Annotated in this window: 12 protein-coding genes; 6 read left to right on the top strand and 6 right to left on the bottom strand. The window is 49.8% G+C overall.

Going from position 1 to position 18725, the window contains the following annotated elements:
* Positions 1-754: 754 nt before the first annotated feature.
* Both BLR73_RS11990 and BLR73_RS11985 read left to right on the top strand, forming a co-directional pair.
* Positions 755-2383: a CTP synthase gene (locus BLR73_RS11990; protein WP_091862302.1), complete on the top strand. Its 1629-nt coding sequence runs from the start codon at positions 755-757 to the stop codon at positions 2381-2383.
* A 48-nt stretch (positions 2384-2431) separates the two neighbouring features.
* Positions 2432-4180: an amidophosphoribosyltransferase gene (locus BLR73_RS11985; protein ID WP_091862299.1), complete on the top strand. Its 1749-nt coding sequence runs from the start codon at positions 2432-2434 to the stop codon at positions 4178-4180.
* A 14-nt stretch (positions 4181-4194) separates the two neighbouring features.
* Here the strand turns inward: BLR73_RS11985 and BLR73_RS11980 are convergent, their stop codons facing one another.
* The gene (locus BLR73_RS11980) at positions 4195-5427 is read right to left on the bottom strand and encodes an LL-diaminopimelate aminotransferase (RefSeq protein WP_028907010.1); all 1233 of its coding nucleotides are present in this window, start codon (positions 5425-5427) and stop codon (positions 4195-4197) included.
* Positions 5428-5741: 314 nt separating this feature from the next.
* On the opposite strand from BLR73_RS11980, the gene BLR73_RS11975 reads away from it, so the two are divergent.
* The 4 genes from BLR73_RS11975 (at position 5742) to asnB (ending at position 9973) form a co-directional block, all read left to right on the top strand.
* Positions 5742-6089, top strand: a complete 348-nt coding sequence (locus BLR73_RS11975) for a P-II family nitrogen regulator (RefSeq protein WP_013065263.1) — start codon at positions 5742-5744, stop codon at positions 6087-6089.
* 74 nt (positions 6090-6163) lie between these two features.
* Positions 6164-7420, top strand: coding sequence for an ammonium transporter (locus tag BLR73_RS11970; protein ID WP_091862296.1), 1257 nt, complete (start codon positions 6164-6166; stop codon positions 7418-7420).
* Between the two features lie 93 nt (positions 7421-7513).
* Entirely contained in the window at positions 7514-8251 is a 738-nt protein-coding gene (locus tag BLR73_RS11965; protein ID WP_091862293.1) for a hypothetical protein, read from the top strand.
* Positions 8252-8308: 57 nt separating this feature from the next.
* Positions 8309-9973 carry an asparagine synthase B gene (gene asnB / locus BLR73_RS11960; protein WP_091862290.1) on the top strand — a complete coding sequence of 555 codons (1665 nt, stop codon included), beginning with the start codon at positions 8309-8311 and terminating at the stop codon, positions 9971-9973.
* A gap of 105 nt (positions 9974-10078) precedes the next feature.
* Here asnB and BLR73_RS11955 read toward each other — a convergent pair whose 3' ends face one another.
* From BLR73_RS11955 to BLR73_RS11935, 5 genes are all read right to left on the bottom strand, one after another.
* A complete protein-coding gene (locus BLR73_RS11955; RefSeq protein WP_073047159.1) occupies positions 10079-10753 on the bottom strand; it encodes an ABC transporter ATP-binding protein in 675 nt (224 codons plus the stop codon).
* A gap of 39 nt (positions 10754-10792) precedes the next feature.
* Positions 10793-13150 carry an ABC transporter permease gene (locus BLR73_RS11950; protein WP_091862287.1) on the bottom strand — a complete coding sequence of 786 codons (2358 nt, stop codon included), beginning with the start codon at positions 13148-13150 and terminating at the stop codon, positions 10793-10795.
* A gap of 129 nt (positions 13151-13279) precedes the next feature.
* Positions 13280-15643 (bottom strand): ABC transporter permease, encoded by a 2364-nt coding sequence (locus BLR73_RS11945; protein ID WP_091862285.1) that lies wholly within the window; start codon positions 15641-15643, stop codon positions 13280-13282.
* An 18-nt stretch (positions 15644-15661) separates the two neighbouring features.
* Positions 15662-16216: a DUF3836 domain-containing protein gene (locus BLR73_RS11940; protein ID WP_041386096.1), complete on the bottom strand. Its 555-nt coding sequence runs from the start codon at positions 16214-16216 to the stop codon at positions 15662-15664.
* Positions 16217-16370: 154 nt separating this feature from the next.
* Complete coding sequence (locus BLR73_RS11935) at positions 16371-18725, bottom strand: ABC transporter permease (protein WP_091862282.1); 2355 nt, start codon at positions 18723-18725, stop codon at positions 16371-16373.

Below are 18725 nucleotides of genomic sequence, written 5' to 3'. Positions count from 1 at the left end.
TAATCTTACATTTTGTCCGATTTCGACCGCAAAGGTATAACGTTTTGCTATCAAACAAGCCAAAACGCTGACGTTTTTATCTACATTTTTATCGAAAATAACAATCTGTAAGCAAATCGCATTGAAATGCTTACAGATTGAAACTAATTTTTCTTTTTCTTATTAACATTTAACGGTGTACTATGCGGAAAGGCTACGCTATAGGCACTGTCGATGGGGGCAAATCGCACGCTACGCGCTACAGTGCTACAGTGCTACAGTTAGAAATCATGCCATCCAACACTCAACGTAAGTCCCTATATTAATATATAATATATATAAATATAGAAGTATTTTTGTGTGTGCGATGGGGCGAAAAACAACTGTAGCGCTGTAGCGCGTAGCAACAGGATGATCCGTTTCTATTAATAGAAGCAATTGTTACCATTAATAGTAGCAACTGTTACCATTAATAGCAGCAACTGTTACCATTAATAGCAGCAACCTGCATAATAAAAACCATGTCCGAACACATCGAGCACTGGGGACAACCAGCTGCATGGGCATGTGAACGAAGCGGCATGGGCATGTGAACGGAGCGGCCATCAATCAATGAGATTGGTGGTCGTTTTTGTTTTAATCTGTAAGCAAAATAAAAGCGATTGCTTTCAGGTTGATAGTTGGAGCCAAAATGAAGATTTAAAATTATGCCCTAATATTGACTGGAAACGGGAAAATGCTTACCTTTGCAGTCCATAAAAAGGATAAGGTTTTTATGGAAACAAAGTACATTTTCGTAACAGGTGGCGTGGTTTCCTCATTAGGCAAGGGAATTATATCGGCCAGCATTGGAAAGTTGCTGCAGGCACGCGGCTACAAAGTAACTATACAGAAATTCGACCCGTACATTAACATCGACCCGGGCACGCTGAACCCCTACGAGCACGGCGAGTGCTACGTAACAGCCGACGGCTTTGAGACCGACCTGGACCTGGGACACTACGAGCGATTTACAGGCATACACACAACACGAAACAACAGCATAACAACAGGACGCATTTATAAAACGGTAATCGACCGTGAGCGTCGCGGCGACTACCTGGGTAAAACGATCCAGGTAGTGCCACACATCACAGATGAGATTAAGCACCGCATGCTTAGAGAAGACCTGAACGAGGGCTTCGACTTTATCATTACCGAGGTGGGCGGCACCATCGGCGACATTGAGAGTGCCCCATTTATGGAGGCTATCCGACAGCTGCGTTACCAGTTGGGCCGCAATGCCGTATGCGTACACCTTACGTACGTACCTTACTTAAAAGCCGCCGACGAGTTGAAGACCAAGCCCACACAGCACAGCGTAAAGGAGCTGCAGGGTATGGGTATTCAGCCCGATATTCTGGTACTGCGCACCGAGCGCCATCTTGACGACGGCATGCGCATGAAGGTGGCATCGTTCTGCAACGTGGATCTGGAGTGCGTGGTGCAGAGCGAGGACCTGCCCAGCATTTACGAGGTGCCCGTGAACATGCAGCACCAGGGACTGGACGCAGCCATTATGCGTAAGATTGGTATCCCCGTAGGCGAGACACCTGCCATGAAGCCCTGGCGCGATTTCCTTGACAAGCAGCGCCGTGCCACCAACGAGGTACACATCGGACTGGTAGGAAAATACGACCTGCAGGATGCTTACAAGAGTATTCGCGAGAGCCTGAACCTGGCTGGTATCTACAACGATGTGAAGGTAAAAATGCACTTTGTGAACAGCGAGGAGATTACCAAAGCCAATGTGGCCGAGAAGCTGAAGGGTCTGGCCGGCATCGTGGTTTGTCCGGGATTCGGTCAGCGTGGCATCGAAGGTAAGATCATTGCCGCCGAATACACCCGCACCAACGATATCCCCACATTCGGTATCTGTCTGGGTATGCAGATGATGGTGATTGAGTTTGCACGCAACGTGCTGGGCTACAAGGATGCCAACAGCATGGAGATGGACGAGAAGACGCCACACAACGTGATAGACATTATGGAGGAGCAGAAGAATATTACCGAGATGGGCGGCACCATGCGCCTGGGCGCTTACGAGTGCGAGCTGGTAAAGGGCAGCCGCGTGTACGAGGCTTACGGCGAGGAAGGGCTACGGGTAGGCGACGGAACGTCGGGGATGACACTCATCAAGGAGCGCCACCGCCACCGCTACGAGTTTAACAACAAGTACCAGGAGGAGTACGAGGCCAAGGGCATGAAGTGCGTAGGTATCAACCCCGATGCCAACCTGGTAGAAATCGTTGAGATTCCCGAGAAGCGCTGGTACATCGGTACCCAGTTCCACCCCGAATACTCATCTACGGTACTGAACCCACACCCACTGTTTATGAGCTTCATTGCAGAATGCAAACATTAAGCATTAAACATTAAACATTAAAGATTAAACATTAAAGATTAAACATTAATGGAGCAACTGAAGCATGAGTGCGGAGTGGCGATGATTCGCCTGCTGAAGCCGCTGGATTACTACGAGAAGAAATACGGTACCTGGGCCTACGGTTTTAACAAGCTGTACCTGATGATGGAGAAACAGCACAACCGCGGACAGGAGGGCGCCGGTATAGCCAGCGTAAACCTGAACAACAAGCCCGGCACCGAGTATATGTTCCGCGAAAAGGCGGAGGGCAAGAATGCCATTACCGAGATATTCAGTCGCGTTACCGAGGAGATGAAGGGCGAGCTGTTGATGGGCCACCTACGCTACTCGACTACCGGCAAGAGCGGGCTGACGTTTGTACATCCCTTCCTGCGCCGAAACAACTGGCGCGCCAAGAACCTCTGCCTTTGCGGTAACTTTAACATGACCAACATCGACGAGGTGTTCGACTTCCTGACCGCCCAGGGACAGAGTCCACGTATCTACGGCGACTCGTATATCACCCTGGAACTGATGGGACACCGACTGGACCGCGAGGTGGAACGCCTGTATCAGGAGGCCACCGCACAGGGTCTGACAGGCATCGACATTACCAACTATATCGACAACCACATTGAGATGGCCAACGTACTGCGCACCACCATGCAGCACTACGACGGCGGTTTTGTGATGTGCGGACTCACGGGTAGTGGCGAGATGTTCAGCGTACGCGACCCCTGGGGCATACGACCCGCATTCTACTACCGCGACGACGAGATTATAGCCCTGGCCAGCGAGCGCCCCGTGCTGCAAACCACATTTGATATTGATAGTAACGACGTGCATGAGCTGCTGCCAGGTCAGGCACTGATAGTACATAAAAACGGCGAAAGCCGACTGGAGCAGATTATGCCTGCCCAGAAACTGAGCGCCTGCTCGTTCGAGCGCATCTACTTTAGTCGCGGTTCCGACTGCGACATCTACCAGGAGCGCAAACGACTGGGCGAACAGCTGACTCAACCCATCTTAAAGGCCATCGACGGCGATGTAACCCATTCAGTTTTTTCCTATATCCCTAACACCGCCGAGGTGGCCTTTTATGGGATGACAGACGGATTCCGTAAGCTGCACGGCGACGTGCGCACCGAGAAGGTGGTGTGGAAGGATATTAAACTGCGCACCTTTATTACCGACAACAGCGAGCGCAACGATCTGGCTGCCCACGTTTACGACATCAGCTACGGCAGCTTGCAGGCCGGTGTGGATAACCTGGTGATTATCGACGACTCGATTGTGCGCGGCACCACCCTGAAGGAGAGCATCTTTAAGATTCTGGACCGCCTGCACCCCAAGAAGATTGTGATGGTATCGAGCTCGCCACAGATCCGTTACCCCGACTACTATGGTATCGACATGGCCCGACTGGAGGAGTTCTGCGCCTTCCGTGCCACCATGGCCCTGATTGAGGAGCGCGGCATGTGGCAGCTGGTAAACGACACTTACCTGGCCTGCAAACGCGAGCTGCAGAAGCCCAAGGAGGAGATGCAGAACTGCGTGCGCGCCGTGTACGAGCCGTTTACAGTAGATGAGATTAATAAGAAAATTGTTGAGATGTTGCGACCAGCCGACATGCAGGCACCCATCGAACTGGTTTTCCAGAGTATCGAGGGCCTGCACAAGGCTTGCCCCAACCACCCAGGCGACTGGTACTTTACAGGCCACTACCCCACTCCGGGTGGCGTAAGACTGGTAAACCAGGCGTTTATAAATTACGTAGACAAGGTAACAAAAAAATAGGTTCCGATTGGAACCTATTTTTTTAACCAATTCTCGATGCGGTGCAGCGCCTCGTCGGTTTGTTCGTGACTGCCGAAGGCAGTGAATCGTACGTAACCTTCGCCCGATGGACCGAAGCCCACACCTGGCGTACAAACCACATGGGCACCGTACAGCATCTCTTCGAAGAACTTCCACGATCCCGAAATACCTGGTGTCTTGGCCCAGATGTAAGGGGCATTCTCGCCACCGTAACACTCAAAGCCTAAGCCACGCAGGGTGGTAAGCATCTTCTTGGCGTTCTGCATGTAGTAGTTGATAGTTTCCTTAACCTGCTGCTTACCCTCGGGGGTATAGATGGCCTCGGCAGCACGCTGCGAAATGTAGCTGGTACCATTAAACTTGGTACACTGGCGACGGTTCCACAGGGGGTTAAGAGGGATGCGCTCGCCATCGAGCGTGGCAGCCGTAACCTCCTTAGGCACGATGGTGTAGCCGCAGCGCACACCGGTAAAGCCTGCCGTCTTGGAGTACGAATGGAACTCGATAGCGCACTTGCGGGCACCACGAATCTCGTAGATGCTATGGGGAATCTCATCGTCCTGGATGTAAGCCTGATAAGCAGCATCGTAGAAGATGAGTGTATCGTTCTTAAGCGCGTAGTTTACCCACTTGCGCAGCTCGGCCTTAGAGATAACGGTACCTGTGGGGTTGTTAGGATAGCACAGGTAGATCACATCAACGCGGCGGTCGGGCAGCTGGGGCACAAAACCGTTCTCGGCATTGCAAGGCATATACAGCACATTAGACCAACGACCATTCTCCTGAACTCCCGCACGACCAATCATCACGTTCGAATCGATGTAAACAGGATAGATAGGATCGGTAACGCCGATAGAGTTATCCCAGCGCACCAGTTCCTGAATGTTACCCGTATCGCTCTTGGCGCCATCGTTGATAAACACCTCGTCGCGATCCAGATGGATACCACGTGGCAGGAAATCGTTCTTCAAGATAGCATCGCGCAAGAAATCGTAGCCCTGCTCAGGTCCGTAGCCACGGAACCCTTGACGGGTGGCCATTTCGTCGGCAGCCTTGTGGATAGCCTCGATAACGGCTGGTGCCAGTGGTTGCGTTACATCGCCTATGCCCAGTGAGATGACATCCACCTTGGGATGCATGGCCTTAAAGGCGTTTACCTTTTTTGCAATGTCGGCGAACAGATAATTGTTCGGCAGCTTCAAGAAGTGGTCGTTTACTAATGCCATATAATATAAACCTATTTAATTTCGGGTGCAAAGGTAGCACTTTTTGAAAGAAAATTCAAAAAATACTTAGCATAATCACCTTCGATTTAATGAAAAGTAACAATTTGTAAGCATTGATAGTTGTTTTGCTTACAATTTAAAAGTAAAACACTGTTAACGCTAACAAAAAGATAACGACACAAAATCTTTTATAACAAAATGAAACGAAAAACACTTGTTTTACTTACAAAATGCATTAACTTTGCACCCAAGAAATGACAAAGTGTCATCAATTTAACAGTTTATTATAATAATTAGGTAAAAGTTTAAGAGGTATGAAAAAGATTGAAGCGATTATCCGAAAGACTAAGTTCGAGGAGGTGAAAGCTGCTTTGCTATCATCCGACATCGACTGGTTTGAGTACCACGACGTTCACGGCATTGGTCAGAGCCGTCAGGAGCGCATCTATCGTGGTGTACAGTACAGTACCGACGTGATCGAGCGTGTGGCCATCACCATTGTGTGCCGCGACATATTCCTCGATCCAACCGTAAAGGTTATTCTGCAGGTAGCTCACACAGGTGAAATCGGCGACGGTCGTATCTTTGTAAGCGATGTGATTGACACTTGGAGCATTCGCACAGGCGAGAACGGCGACACCGTATTGAGAGATAAGAAATAGTTCAATATTAAACATTAAACATTAAACATTAAATATTGAACATTAAAAATTAAACATTAAACATTTTCAGGATTATGAACGAAATTGGAATTTCACTCGATACCGTATGGATGCTATTGGCAGCTATGTTGGTTTTCTGGATGCAGCCAGGTTTTGCGCTGTGTGAAGCTGGATTTACACGCAGTAAGAACACCGCTAACATCCTGATGAAGAACTTTGTAGATTTTATGTTCGGCTCGCTGCTGTTCTTCTTCCTTGGCTTCGGCTTTATGTTTGGTGGCGACGTGCTGGGCGGTTTTATCGGTATGCCTAACTGGGGCGACCTGAGCTTTTACGAGAGCGACCTGCCTGTAGAGGGTTTCCTGATTTTCGAAACCGTATTCTGTGCCACTGCCGCAACCATCGTTAGTGGTGCTATGGCCGAGCGCACAAAGTTCTCGATGTATCTGGTTTACAGTGCAGTTATCTCACTGATTATCTACCCTGTAGAGGGTCACTGGACATGGGGTGGCGGCTGGCTTTGCAACGATGCTGCCGATAGCTTTATGATGACTACCTTTGGTGATGTGTTCCACGACTTTGCCGGTTCGGCTATCGTACACAGCGTAGGTGGTGTGCTGGCCCTGGTAGGTGCTATCGCCCTTGGTCCCCGTGTAGGCAAGTATGGTGAGGACGGCAAGAGCCGCGCTATTCCTGGTCACAACCTGGCCATGGCTGCTCTGGGCGTATTCATCCTGTGGTTGGGATGGTTCGGATTCAACCCCGGTTCACAGCTGGCTGCCAGCGGCGAGGTTAACCGCATTGCCATCAGCCACGTATTCCTTACCACTAACCTGGCTGCTGTAGCTGGTGGAACTGCTACCATGTTCCTTACCTATATCAAGTATGGCAAACCATCACTCTCACTCACCCTTAACGGTGTGCTGGCAGGATTGGTAGGTATCACCGCCGGTTGCGACCTGGTATCACCCTTCGGCGCAGTTGTCATCGGTCTTGTTTGCGGTATCGTACTGGTTTACGCCATCGAGTTTATCGATCACAAGCTGCACATCGACGACCCTGTAGGTGCTTCGTCAGTACACGGTGTTTGCGGTATCCTGGGTACCCTGATGACCGGTCTGCTGTCAACCTCAAACGGTGCTTTCTACGGTCACGGTTTCGGTTTCTTCGGTGCTGAGCTGTTCGGTGTTCTGGTTATCGACCTCTGGGCTGCTGCCTGTGGTGTAGTATTGTTCTACAGCATTAAGAAGATTCACGGTCTGCGTGTTAGCAAGCGTATCGAGGAAGAGGGCTTGGATATCTACGAGCACGGAGAAATGTGCTACAACTAATTGAGAATTGACAATTGAGAATTGACAATTGAGAGAGAAACAAATTAAAGAGAGAGATTTTACCATTAGTTAAAAATTAAAAGAGAACGAATTATGAAAAAGATTGTTTTAATGGCGCTTATGTTCGCCGCAGGAATGGGTGCTTCGGCACAGGATGAAGTTGAAAGGCTACGGGTAGGCGAGCGCAGCTCGGGAATGACAACAGTAGCTGCAGATGTAGTAAGTTCGTATATCTGGCGTGGCCAGGATTGCGGAAGTGCAGCCATCCAGCCTACACTGGGCATTGGCTACAAAGGCCTCTCGCTCACAGCATGGGGCAGCTACGGACTAGTTGACACCAACGATGCCAAGGAGTTCGACCTGACACTGGCCTACACTGCAGGTGGTTTCAACATCGGTTTGACCGACTACTGGTTCAACGCCGGACTGGATCCTGAGGGTCGCTACTTTAAGTACGATGCCCATGGCACCAACCATATCTTCGAGGCAAACATCGGTTACGACTTTGGTGCCGCTAGCATCCAGTGGTTTACCAACCTCTCTGGTAACGACGGTGTGAACAAGGATGGTAAGCGTGCCTACAGCTCGTACGTAGAGCTGGGCGTGCCCTTCAAGGTAGCCGCAGTAGATTGGAGCGCCACCGTAGGTGTTGTGCCTTACGCCACCAGTTTCTATGGTACCGATGGCTTTGCCATCACCAACCTGGCACTCAAAGCTACAAAGGATATTAAAGTAACCGATTCGTTTAGCATCCCAGTGTTCGCCCAGGTGGCTGCTAACCCCTGTGCCCAAAAGGCATACTTCGTCTTTGGATTCACGCTTCAGCCGTGAGTCCAAGGACTCTTTAAAAAAAGCAAACATTCAAAACAACTAAAAAACAATAATATTATGTGTGGAATAGTAGGTATTTTCAACGTAAAAGAGCAGTCGCAGCAAATGCGACAGAAGGCTTTGAAGATGAGTCAGAAAATTCGCCATCGTGGTCCCGATTGGAGTGGTATCTACTGTGGCGGCTCGGCTATCTTAGCCCACGAGCGATTAAGTATTGTTGATCCAGAGTCGGGTGGTCAGCCCCTGTTCTCGCCCGACCACAAACAGGTGCTTGCCGTTAACGGCGAGATTTACAACCATCAGGAGATACGTCGCCGCTATGCCGGTAAGTACGATTTCCAGACGGGTAGCGACTGCGAGGTAATCCTGGCCTTGTACCGCGAAAAAGGTATCGACTTCCTGGAAGACCTGAGCGGTATCTTTGCCTTTGCCCTTTACGACCAAGAAGCCGACGAATTCCTGATTGCTCGCGACCCTATTGGCGTTATCCCACTGTACATTGGTTGCGATGCCGACGGAAAGGTGTACGTAGCCTCGGAGCTGAAAGCCCTCGAGGGCCAGTGCGAGCACTACGAGCCTTTCTTGCCCGGCCATTACTACTGGAGTGCCGACCCAGGACAGAAGCGTTACTACAAGCGCGACTGGATGGAGTACGATGCCGTGAAGGACAACCCCGCATCGGTAGAGGCTATCCACGACGCACTCGAAGGTGCCGTTAAGCGCCAGCTGATGAGCGACGTGCCTTACGGTGTACTGCTGTCGGGCGGACTCGACTCGAGTGTAATCTCGGCCATCGCCGAGAAATACAGCGAGATGCGTATCGAGGACGACTCGAAAACCAAAGCCTACTGGCCCCGCCTGCACTCGTTTGCCGTAGGACTGAAGGGTGCACCCGATCTGGCCAAGGCCAAGCTGGTGGCCGACCACATCGGTACCGTTCACCACGAAATCAACTACACCATACAGGAAGGTCTGGATGCCATCCGCGACGTAATCTACTTTATCGAGACCTACGACGTGACCACCGTACGTGCCTCAACACCTATGTATCTGCTGGCGCGTGTCATCAAGTCGATGGGTATCAAGATGGTGCTGAGCGGCGAAGGTGCCGACGAGATTTTCGGTGGCTACCTGTACTTCCACAAAGCCCCAACGGCCAAGGACTTCCACGAGGAAACCGTTCGTAAGCTCTCTAAGCTGCACCTCTACGACTGCCTGCGTGCCAACAAGAGTCTTTCGGCATGGGGTGTTGAGGGTCGTGTGCCATTCCTCGACAAGGAGTTCCTGGATGTGGCCATGCGCACCAACCCCGAAGCCAAGATGTGCCCAGGCAAAACCGTTGAGAAGAAGATTGTACGCGAGGCCTTTGCCGACATGCTGCCCGAAGCCGTAGCCTGGCGCCAGAAGGAGCAGTTCAGCGATGGTGTAGGCTACTCGTGGATCGACACCCTGAAGCAGATAACCGCCAAGGCCGTTACCGACGAGCAGATGGCCCACGCCGCCGAGCGATTCCCAATAAACCCACCCAAAAATAAAGAGGAGTATTACTACCGCTCTATCTTTGCCGAGCACTTCCCCAGCGATTCAGCTGCCCTGAGTGTGCCCAGCGAGGCCAGCGTAGCATGCTCTACCGCCATCGCCCTGGAATGGGACGAGGCCTTCAAGAACTTAAACGACCCCAGCGGTCGTGCCGTTAAAGGCGTGCATGAGCAGGCCTATTAACGGAACGCCTTCACGTTCCAAAGGCGTGCATGAGCAGGCCTATTAAAAAAAGCGGCCCTTCCTTTTCGGAGGAAGGGTCGTTTTTCTGTTATGACAATGCGGCGCTTACAGCGTAACCTCGGGCACAACCTGACCATCAAGCAGATTAATCACACGCTGGGCATAACCGGCATCGCGCTCCGAGTGGGTTACCATTACCACGGTGGTACCCTCCTGATTCAGCTGGGTAAGAAGCTGCATCACCTCAAGACCGTTCTTTGAGTCGAGGTTACCAGTGGGCTCATCGGCGAGGATAATCTTAGGATTCATCACTACGGCACGGGCGATGGCCACACGCTGTTGCTGACCTCCTGACAACTGCTGGGGGAAGTGGTGGGCACGATGACTGATGGCCATGCGGCGCAGTACCTCCTCGACCCTTGCCTTGCGTTCCTTCTTGGGCACACCCAGATAAGTAAGAGGCAACTCTACATTCTCTTCAACATTCAATTCATCAATCAGGTTAAAGCTCTGGAACACGAAACCAATCTGGCCCTTGCGAACCTTGGTACGCTGACTCTCCTTGAGCGAGCCCACATCCTGACCATCCAGCAGATACTGACCACTGGTAGGATTATCGAGCAAACCCAGAATGTTAAGTAAGGTTGATTTACCACAGCCCGATGGACCCATGATGGCCACGAACTCGCCTTTCTTTACTTCGAGCGATACACCGCCCAATGCAACGGTCTCCACCTCTTCGGTACGGAACACCTTCTGAATGTTTTCTAACTTAATCATAAGCTTATTGTACTATTTGACTATTTACTATTTCACTATTTATTCGTTCTTAAGATAATCAACCGGGTTGCTGCTGGCCACACGATAACAGCCGATGCAAACCACCGAGAGGATAACCACCACTACTGCCAGGGCACAAAGGCCGAAGAGTACTGGCGACAGAACAGCCTTCTCGCTGAACTGCTCTAACCACAAGCGCGACACATACCAGCCACCGATGGCACCGATAACCACTGCAGGCAAGGCCAGGCGCAGAATGTCGGTGATAAACAGCTGCAGCACGTCGATGATATGGGCACCGTTCACCTTGCGCACGGCAATCTCCTTCTGTCGGCGAGCCATCTCACCTGCCAGATAACCAATCAGTCCGATCAGGGCAATAATCAAAGCTACCATTCCACCAATCATCACCGTACTGCGGAAACGCTGCGCGTCGGTATAAAGCTGCGTCATCAACATGGTATAGGGGCGCATGACTACATCGGGATTCTCGGGAATCAGCTCGTGCAAACGCTTGTTGGCGGCATCGAGCGCACCCATATCGTGGAAACGCACGGTGATATGGTGGGTGTATCTCATATGCTGGTCGTAGAAACAGATGCTGGGACGCGTGTCGGGATGGGTGATACTACCGATACGGGGATCGTCGAACACACCCACGATGGTGTAAGGACCTTCGTAAGAGGTACAGATTACCTGCTTGCCAACAGCCTGATCCCAACCAGCCAACTGCTTCATCTTCTCCTCGAACTTACGACTTACCATCGCCTCGCGCATGGTGTCGGTCTGCTGCGTAAAGGTACGACCAGCAATCACGGGTATGCCCATCACCTCGAAGTAATCATCGCCTACATCAAACAGGTCGGCCACATTCATGTATTCCTTGTCATCGCCTGGCAGGAAGATATTATCGCCACTCTGCATCTCAGGCAGGTAGGCATAAGATGTGGTAACACCTTTCACACCCGACAGCTTTTTGAGCTCACTAACCACCAATCGTTTCTGTGTCAACGAGAGCTCGTCGGTATTGAGATCGGCCAGGGTCGAATAGTCGTAACCTGGATTATCGTTCACCATCAGCTGATACTGGCGACCTACCACCAGCAGCAGTACAAAGAGGAAGGTGGCCGAACCGAACTGCAATCCCAGCAACAGTAGCTTCCACACGCGGTGCGAATGATTGTAGTGCTTAAAGGCGGCAGTCATGGGGATGTGGGTATAAGCCCAACCAGGCACCAGACCTGTGATAACCAGCACCACCAAACAAGTAAGGACGATGAACCCGATGTTATGACCTGTAGTAAGGATGACCGGTAGTGGCGTGCCCGTAAGTTCCTGGATGGTATCCTGGAAGATGAACAGCATGCCAGCGGCCAGTGCCAGCGATAACAGCAGGTGCAGCACACTCTCGAACATTACGCGACCGTAGATGTTACATGCCTCGGCACCATAGCAACGGTGTACAGCCATCTCGCGGGCTCGGCGACTAATGCCACCAATCACCAGCAACAGATAGTTCATCACCGCACAGCCAATCAGCACCATGGCCAGCAACGATACAATCCAAATCATGCGACGTGTAGCATCGTCCTGTGTATGATAGTCGGCCAATGGGCGCAGCGAGTAGTCGAGATCCACACCAGCCTTCTTCAGTTCGTCGGCAGGCAGGTTATCATGGCGCATCTTCGCAATCTGTGCTTTCAAATCGTCGGGGGTAACGCCCTTAGCCAATCGCACATAGCCAAAGTAGCGGTCGTTACCCACCCAGTTGTCGCGACCGTCCCAGGTTATCTGGGGCAGTGTAGGCATCGATACCAGCACCTCCAAGTCGTGCAGTCGGGTATTCAGGGGGATATCCTCGTAGATACCGCCAATAGTGAGTGCCAGATTGCCACGCTTATTATAATACACCTTCTTACCAATCACGTCGCCACCCAGTTTCTCGGCTATCGACTGCGGAATCATGCAGTAGTTAGGCTGGCTGAGCGTCTTCTTAGGATTACCTGCCAGAATACGGTAGGGAAACACATCGAAGAAACAGCTATCGGTAAAGAAGAAATTGGTACGTATGCGCTTATCGTCTTCGGTAACTAGTGGCAGGTCCCAACCAAAGCCTGTATAGCGGGTAGCGGCCTCAACCTGCGGGCAGTAGCGCTTCAAGCCGTGAGCGATAGCACCCGAGGTTTGTGAGTAATGCTGATATTCACCATCGCGGATGATATCCTCATAGAGCACATAGATGCGGTCGCTCGTATCAAAGTCCTTATCCCACGACTGTTCGAAACCAGCCTTGCCAATTAATACGATACCCGTAGCCAGACCAACAGCCAGACAGAGAATCTTAATCCAGTTGTGCTGACCACGCTGATTGAGAGATTTGATTACGTTCATGTTCATTATTTGTTGATGTTTACGCTGCAAAGATACGGCTATTAACCTATATCTGCAAGCTTTTTGCACGGCCCGTAGGCGGTATGTCTAAACATTATACGGTTCACTGTATGATTTTTATACACTTGCCACCAGTTACTCGGTTTTAATGCTCTCAACCGGGTTGGTACGCACGGCTTTGATTATCTGGATGCTAACCGAGAGTACAGCTACCAGCAGGGCAAAAGCACAGGTAACGGCGAATATCCAAGGACTCAGGCTGATGCGATAGCTGAAGTTGCTCAACCAGTCGGTCATCACGTACCACGACAGCGGGATGGCGATGACAAACGATACCAGCAATGGTGCACAGAAGGTGCGCAGCATGAGCGTCATCACCTCGTGCGAGGTTGAACCCATAATCTTGCGGATACCAATCTCCTTCTGTCGCTGACGGATAAAGAAGAGCGACATGCCGATGAAGCCCATCACCGAAATTACAATCGCCACAATGGTAAAGAGCGAGATGATTTTCAATGTATTCTGCTGATCCTCGAAGGTGTTGGCAATGTTTTCCTCGAGCGACTGCACATACCACTCCATATCGGCCTCGGGCACACCTTGTTCCTTCAGCATATCAATAAAGGCGGCCTTGGCCTGCTTGTCGCCATTGGTCTTCACCAAGTACGAAGGATAGTTGAATGTATCCGTAATTCGGATGGCGAACGGATCAACACCTTTCAGCACGTTGACACGATGGACATCGTAAAGCACACCCGCGATAGGATTCTTATTCTCTCCGCCCCAGGAAATCTCTTTGGTGCTGTCGGCATATTCCATCTGGCGCATGGTTTCCTCCGTCAGATAGTAACCGTCGCTGGTTAATCCATAGTCTTTTTTCTTCTTAAAGCCATAAAGGTCGTAGGCGGTTTTGTCAAGGTCGATCAGGTAGATGGTGACGAGTTTTTCGTCGCGCCTGATACTGCGCATGCTACTGCTACCACCTGCCAGCGAGGTATGCGAGAACGTACCTATCTTCTCAACAAAAGGCATCTTCTCCAGAAGGTTTCTTACCGTCTGATCCTTACCGTCGGGCGCGTTTATTACAAACATATTCTCAGTATTGTAACCCAGCGGTGCATGAATCAGATGGTTGAGTTGCAACCAAATCACAAGCGCCGAGGTAAGCATCACTACCGTAACTACATTCTGCAGAATGATAAATATTTTGCCCAGCACCATCTTGGAACGGAAACGGAAACTGCCCTTCACGATGTCGATAGGCTGGAAGCGTGAGATCTGCCACGAAGGCATGATGCCCGAGATGATACCCACCAACAGGATGAAAGCGATGCTAACACTAACGGTACCCAGACTGATATCGCCAGCAAGGTCGATCTTACCCTTAAACAAATCGATAGCCTCATCCTGCAAGGCAAAGGCTAAAGCCAGACCGATGGCAAACGATACGGCTACCATCAGGGTTGATTCGGCAATCAGCTTCAGCGAGATATCTTTCTGACTACTACCGAAGAGTTTTCGGGTGGCCATCTCCTTGGCACGGAAGCCCGTATTGGCAACAGTCAGGTTGATATAGTTGCTGATGGCAAAGAACAGGATGGCCAACACGGCAGCAAGCAGGATGTGAAGTCGCGTCTTATCGCCTTTCAGCATGCCCGTGCCATTGTTCTGCGGTGCAAACATCACGTCCTTGAGCGGCGTAAAAGTCAGAGGATTCTCATCCCACTTACCATAGTAATTCTTTGACATATAATCGGCGATGATAGCTTTCTTGCTGTCGAGGTTTGCACCTGGGCGCAGCATCAAGAACACCTTACTACAACCATGGGGGCCGTAGGCCATTGTATAGTTCTCGAGCTTGTAGCCCATCACCTGTGGATAGCGCTGCATGTTAACGATAATCTGCGTTTCGTTAGGCAGTACCGTATGATCAAAGTCCTTTGCTATCGCACTAACGGTATATACCAGTGTACTGTCGTAAGGGTCGTCGTGTCCGATACGTACATGGCGTTCGCCGGTAATCTGCACCGACTCGCCAATGGGGTTCTTATCGCCAAACAGGCGCTTGGCCAGTCGCTCTGTAATCACGCACTTATCGGGTTTATCAAGTGCATAACGCTTGTTACCCTGTGTCAACTCATAGTCGAAGATGTTGAAGAAAGTAGAGTCGGCCAGCATGATCGTACTCTTGTCGTCGCCATCTTCCACCACGCGGTCGCCATACTTGATTTTTCCACTCTGACTCATCACACAGCAAGTCTGCTCCACCTCAGGGCACATCGCTTTGATATCGGTGGCAGCCTGAGGCCACATAAAGAAATTATCCTGACTACCTATCAGAACAATCTGGTCGGCATGCTTGTGCCACGAGTCGATAGTAAACTGGCGCCAGGTGTAGTCGCCCAGCAGGATGATAAACATGAGTGACACTACAAGCCCTACCACATTGATTAATGTGTAGAGCTTGTTGCGTGAGAGGAAACGGAAATAACTCTTCATCTTTTATTCTTTATTTTTTTATTTCTGTGTAAGATAATAATCCATGTTCAGTGTATGACTCTCAACAGGTGCCTGCCACTCCAGTTGCAAATCGGTTTTGCTGCGCTGACGGGTGTAACAAGCCACGCTGGCGATGCTTTCATCGGGCATCAGGGTATAGGTAATCTTACCTACGGGCTCGTCGAAGTCGGCCTTCTTCTTGTTCCAGCGACTATAGGTGGCGGTGTAGAATCCGGCATCCAGCGAGTAGCTGTGGCGACCTGCGCACTGCCACTGGTTCTTGCGCCATACATACTTAGTACGACTGGTAAGCATGCCATCGGCAGCATAGTTGTACTGGTAGCGGTAGATGGGCTTCAGGGTGAAGTTACCCTTGCGCTGGGGCTGTTCCTGATATACCACCATCGTAGCAATCTTACCATCGGCATCACGATCAGCATTGTAAACAAACTCTGCGTCGGAGGCTTGAGAGACTGTGTCGAAAATCTTATCGACTGTTGCAGATGTCATTACTTGTGCATTTGAGGTCAGAGCCATCAGGCACATCATCGAGCTAATCATAAACTTTTTCATAATCGTACTTTTTTATTGTTATTACTTTGTTTTTTAATTTTCACATTGCAAAGTTACGATCATTTTATATGATATGCAAGCTTTTTTGAGTGTCCGGAGGGCGTTCGTCTAATCTTTATACACACTATCGTATGATTTATTTACACCACCCTGATTATTCGGTTTTGATACTCTCAACAGGGTTGGTACGCACAGCCTTCATAATCTGAATGCTGACAGAAAGGACAGCCACCAAAAGGGAGAAAGCACAAGTGGCGACGAATATCCATGGACTGAGACTGATGCGATAACTGAAGTTCGAGAGCCAATCGTTCATCACATACCACGACAGGGGGATGGCCATCACAAACGATACCAGCAACGGCACACAGAAAGTGCGCAGCATCAGCATCATCACCTCGCTTGAGGTGCTACCCATAATTTTACGAATACCGATATCCTTCTGTCGCTGACGGATGAAGAAGAGCGACATGCCGATAAAGCCCAAGACAGACACCACGATGGCAATGAGCGTAAAGAGCGTGATGAGCTTCAGCGTATGTTGTTGATCCTTGAATGTCTCAGCAATGCTTTCCTCAATACTCTGCACTCTATTTTCTGCAGATCCATTCAGTTTTTTCATCATCTCATCAAAGGCAGCCTTTGCCTGCTTATCACCATTTGTTTTTACCAGAAACATTGGGAACTCTTTGTCCTTCTGTACTCGGATAGCAAATGGTTGTATAGGCGAAAGAACATTGACAGAATGGAACTCTTCGAGTACTCCAGCAACCGGTTCTTTTCCCCCATCATACCAACCTAATTCTCGGGCATCGATTTTATTGTCTAACTGCCGTAGTGCCTCTTCATTCAGATAAATACCGTCATTACTGGTTCCATGATTATGCTTGATTTGCAGTCCCAACAATTCGAAAGTAGTCTTGTCCATATCCGTCTCAAACATAGATACAAACTTGTCGTCACGGACAATGATATAAACACCTGTATGAAACTGATTGAATGTGCACCCGTTAAAGGTTCCTATTCTCTCTACAAAAGGCATCTTCTCCAGCTTACTTCTGACAACCTGCTCCTTCCCTTCGGGACTGATGATATAGAAGAGATTTTCTGTATTAAAGCCAAGGGGGGCATGGATAAGATGGTGCAACTGAAGCCAGATAACCAAACTGGCCGTGAGCATCGTAACAGTAATAACATTCTGTAGGATGATGAACACCTTACCAAGTACCATTTTGGAACGAAAGCGGAAATTACCTTTCACGATATCGATGGGCTGATAGCGGGTCATCTGCCATGAGGGCAAAAGACCTGAAACAATACCAACCAGGAAGATACCTCCAAGACAGAGGCTCACACTCACAATATTGATATCATCTGTGATGGCTATCTTACCTTTAAACAGACTGATGGCATCATCCTGGAAGCACAGCGCCAAAGCCAATCCTATAGCAAAAGCAAGTGCTACCATCAATGTCGATTCGGCTATCAGCTTCCACGCAATCATTCGTTGACTACTACCGAAGAGCCGTCGGGTAGCCATTTCTTTGGATCGGAATCCCGTATTGGCTACAGTTAGATTGATATAGTTGGTGATGGCAAAGAATAGCAGAGCAAGCACGGCTGTAATCAAAATATGCAGGCGTGTTTTGTCGCCTTTCTGCAGTCCCTTTCCATCATTCTGAGGTGCAAACATCACTTCTTTGAGCGGCGTTACACTCACCTTATATTCTCCGAAAGGAATGAAATAGTTATTGACTATATAGTTATCAATGGTTTTCTTCTTGTTATCGAGAGTCATCCCTGGACGGAGCATGAAGAACACCTTGCAGGCACCTGCATTACTGAATGCATAGGAGTAGCTAGGAAACTCTGCACTCAGCATCTGTGGATAGCGTTTCATATTAGCGATGATCTGCGTCTCGTTAGGCAGCACTGTATGGTCGAAGTCCTTTGCAACGGCACTGACGGTATATACCAACGTGCTGTCGTAAACGGTATTGCCAGGCTCCACATCATACTCGCCTACAATCTGTACTGATTCGCCAATAGGATTCTTATCTCCAAACATTCGGTGAGCCAGTCGTTCTGTGATGACACATTTATCTGGGGAGTTTAAGGCTGTTTGACGACTTCCTGTCTCCAACTCAAAGTCGAAGAACTGGAAAAAAGTGGAGTCTGCCACCATGATGATGCCATTTTCGTTTTCGCCGTCCTTCACCTCCTGCCGACCATACTTGATTTTTCCCCTCACACTCATCACACAGCATTTCTGCTCTATCTCAGGACACATCTCCTTAATCCTATCTCCAGCCTGAGGCCACATGGAGAAACTTGTCTGGTCCCCCACCAGATAAATACGATCGGCATTCTTGTGCCACGAGTCGATGCTGTACTGGCGCCAGGTGTAGTCGCCCAGCAGGATGATAAACATTAACGACACGACAAGCCCTACCACATTGATTAATGTGTAGAGCTTGTTGCGCGATAGGAAGCGGAAGTAACTTTTCAT

Source organism: Prevotella sp. khp1, assembly GCF_900102205.1.
In the GTDB taxonomy this organism is placed as follows: Bacteria; Bacteroidota; Bacteroidia; order Bacteroidales; family Bacteroidaceae; genus Prevotella; species Prevotella ruminicola.
This window is presented reverse-complemented; position numbering and strand designations above follow the sequence as displayed.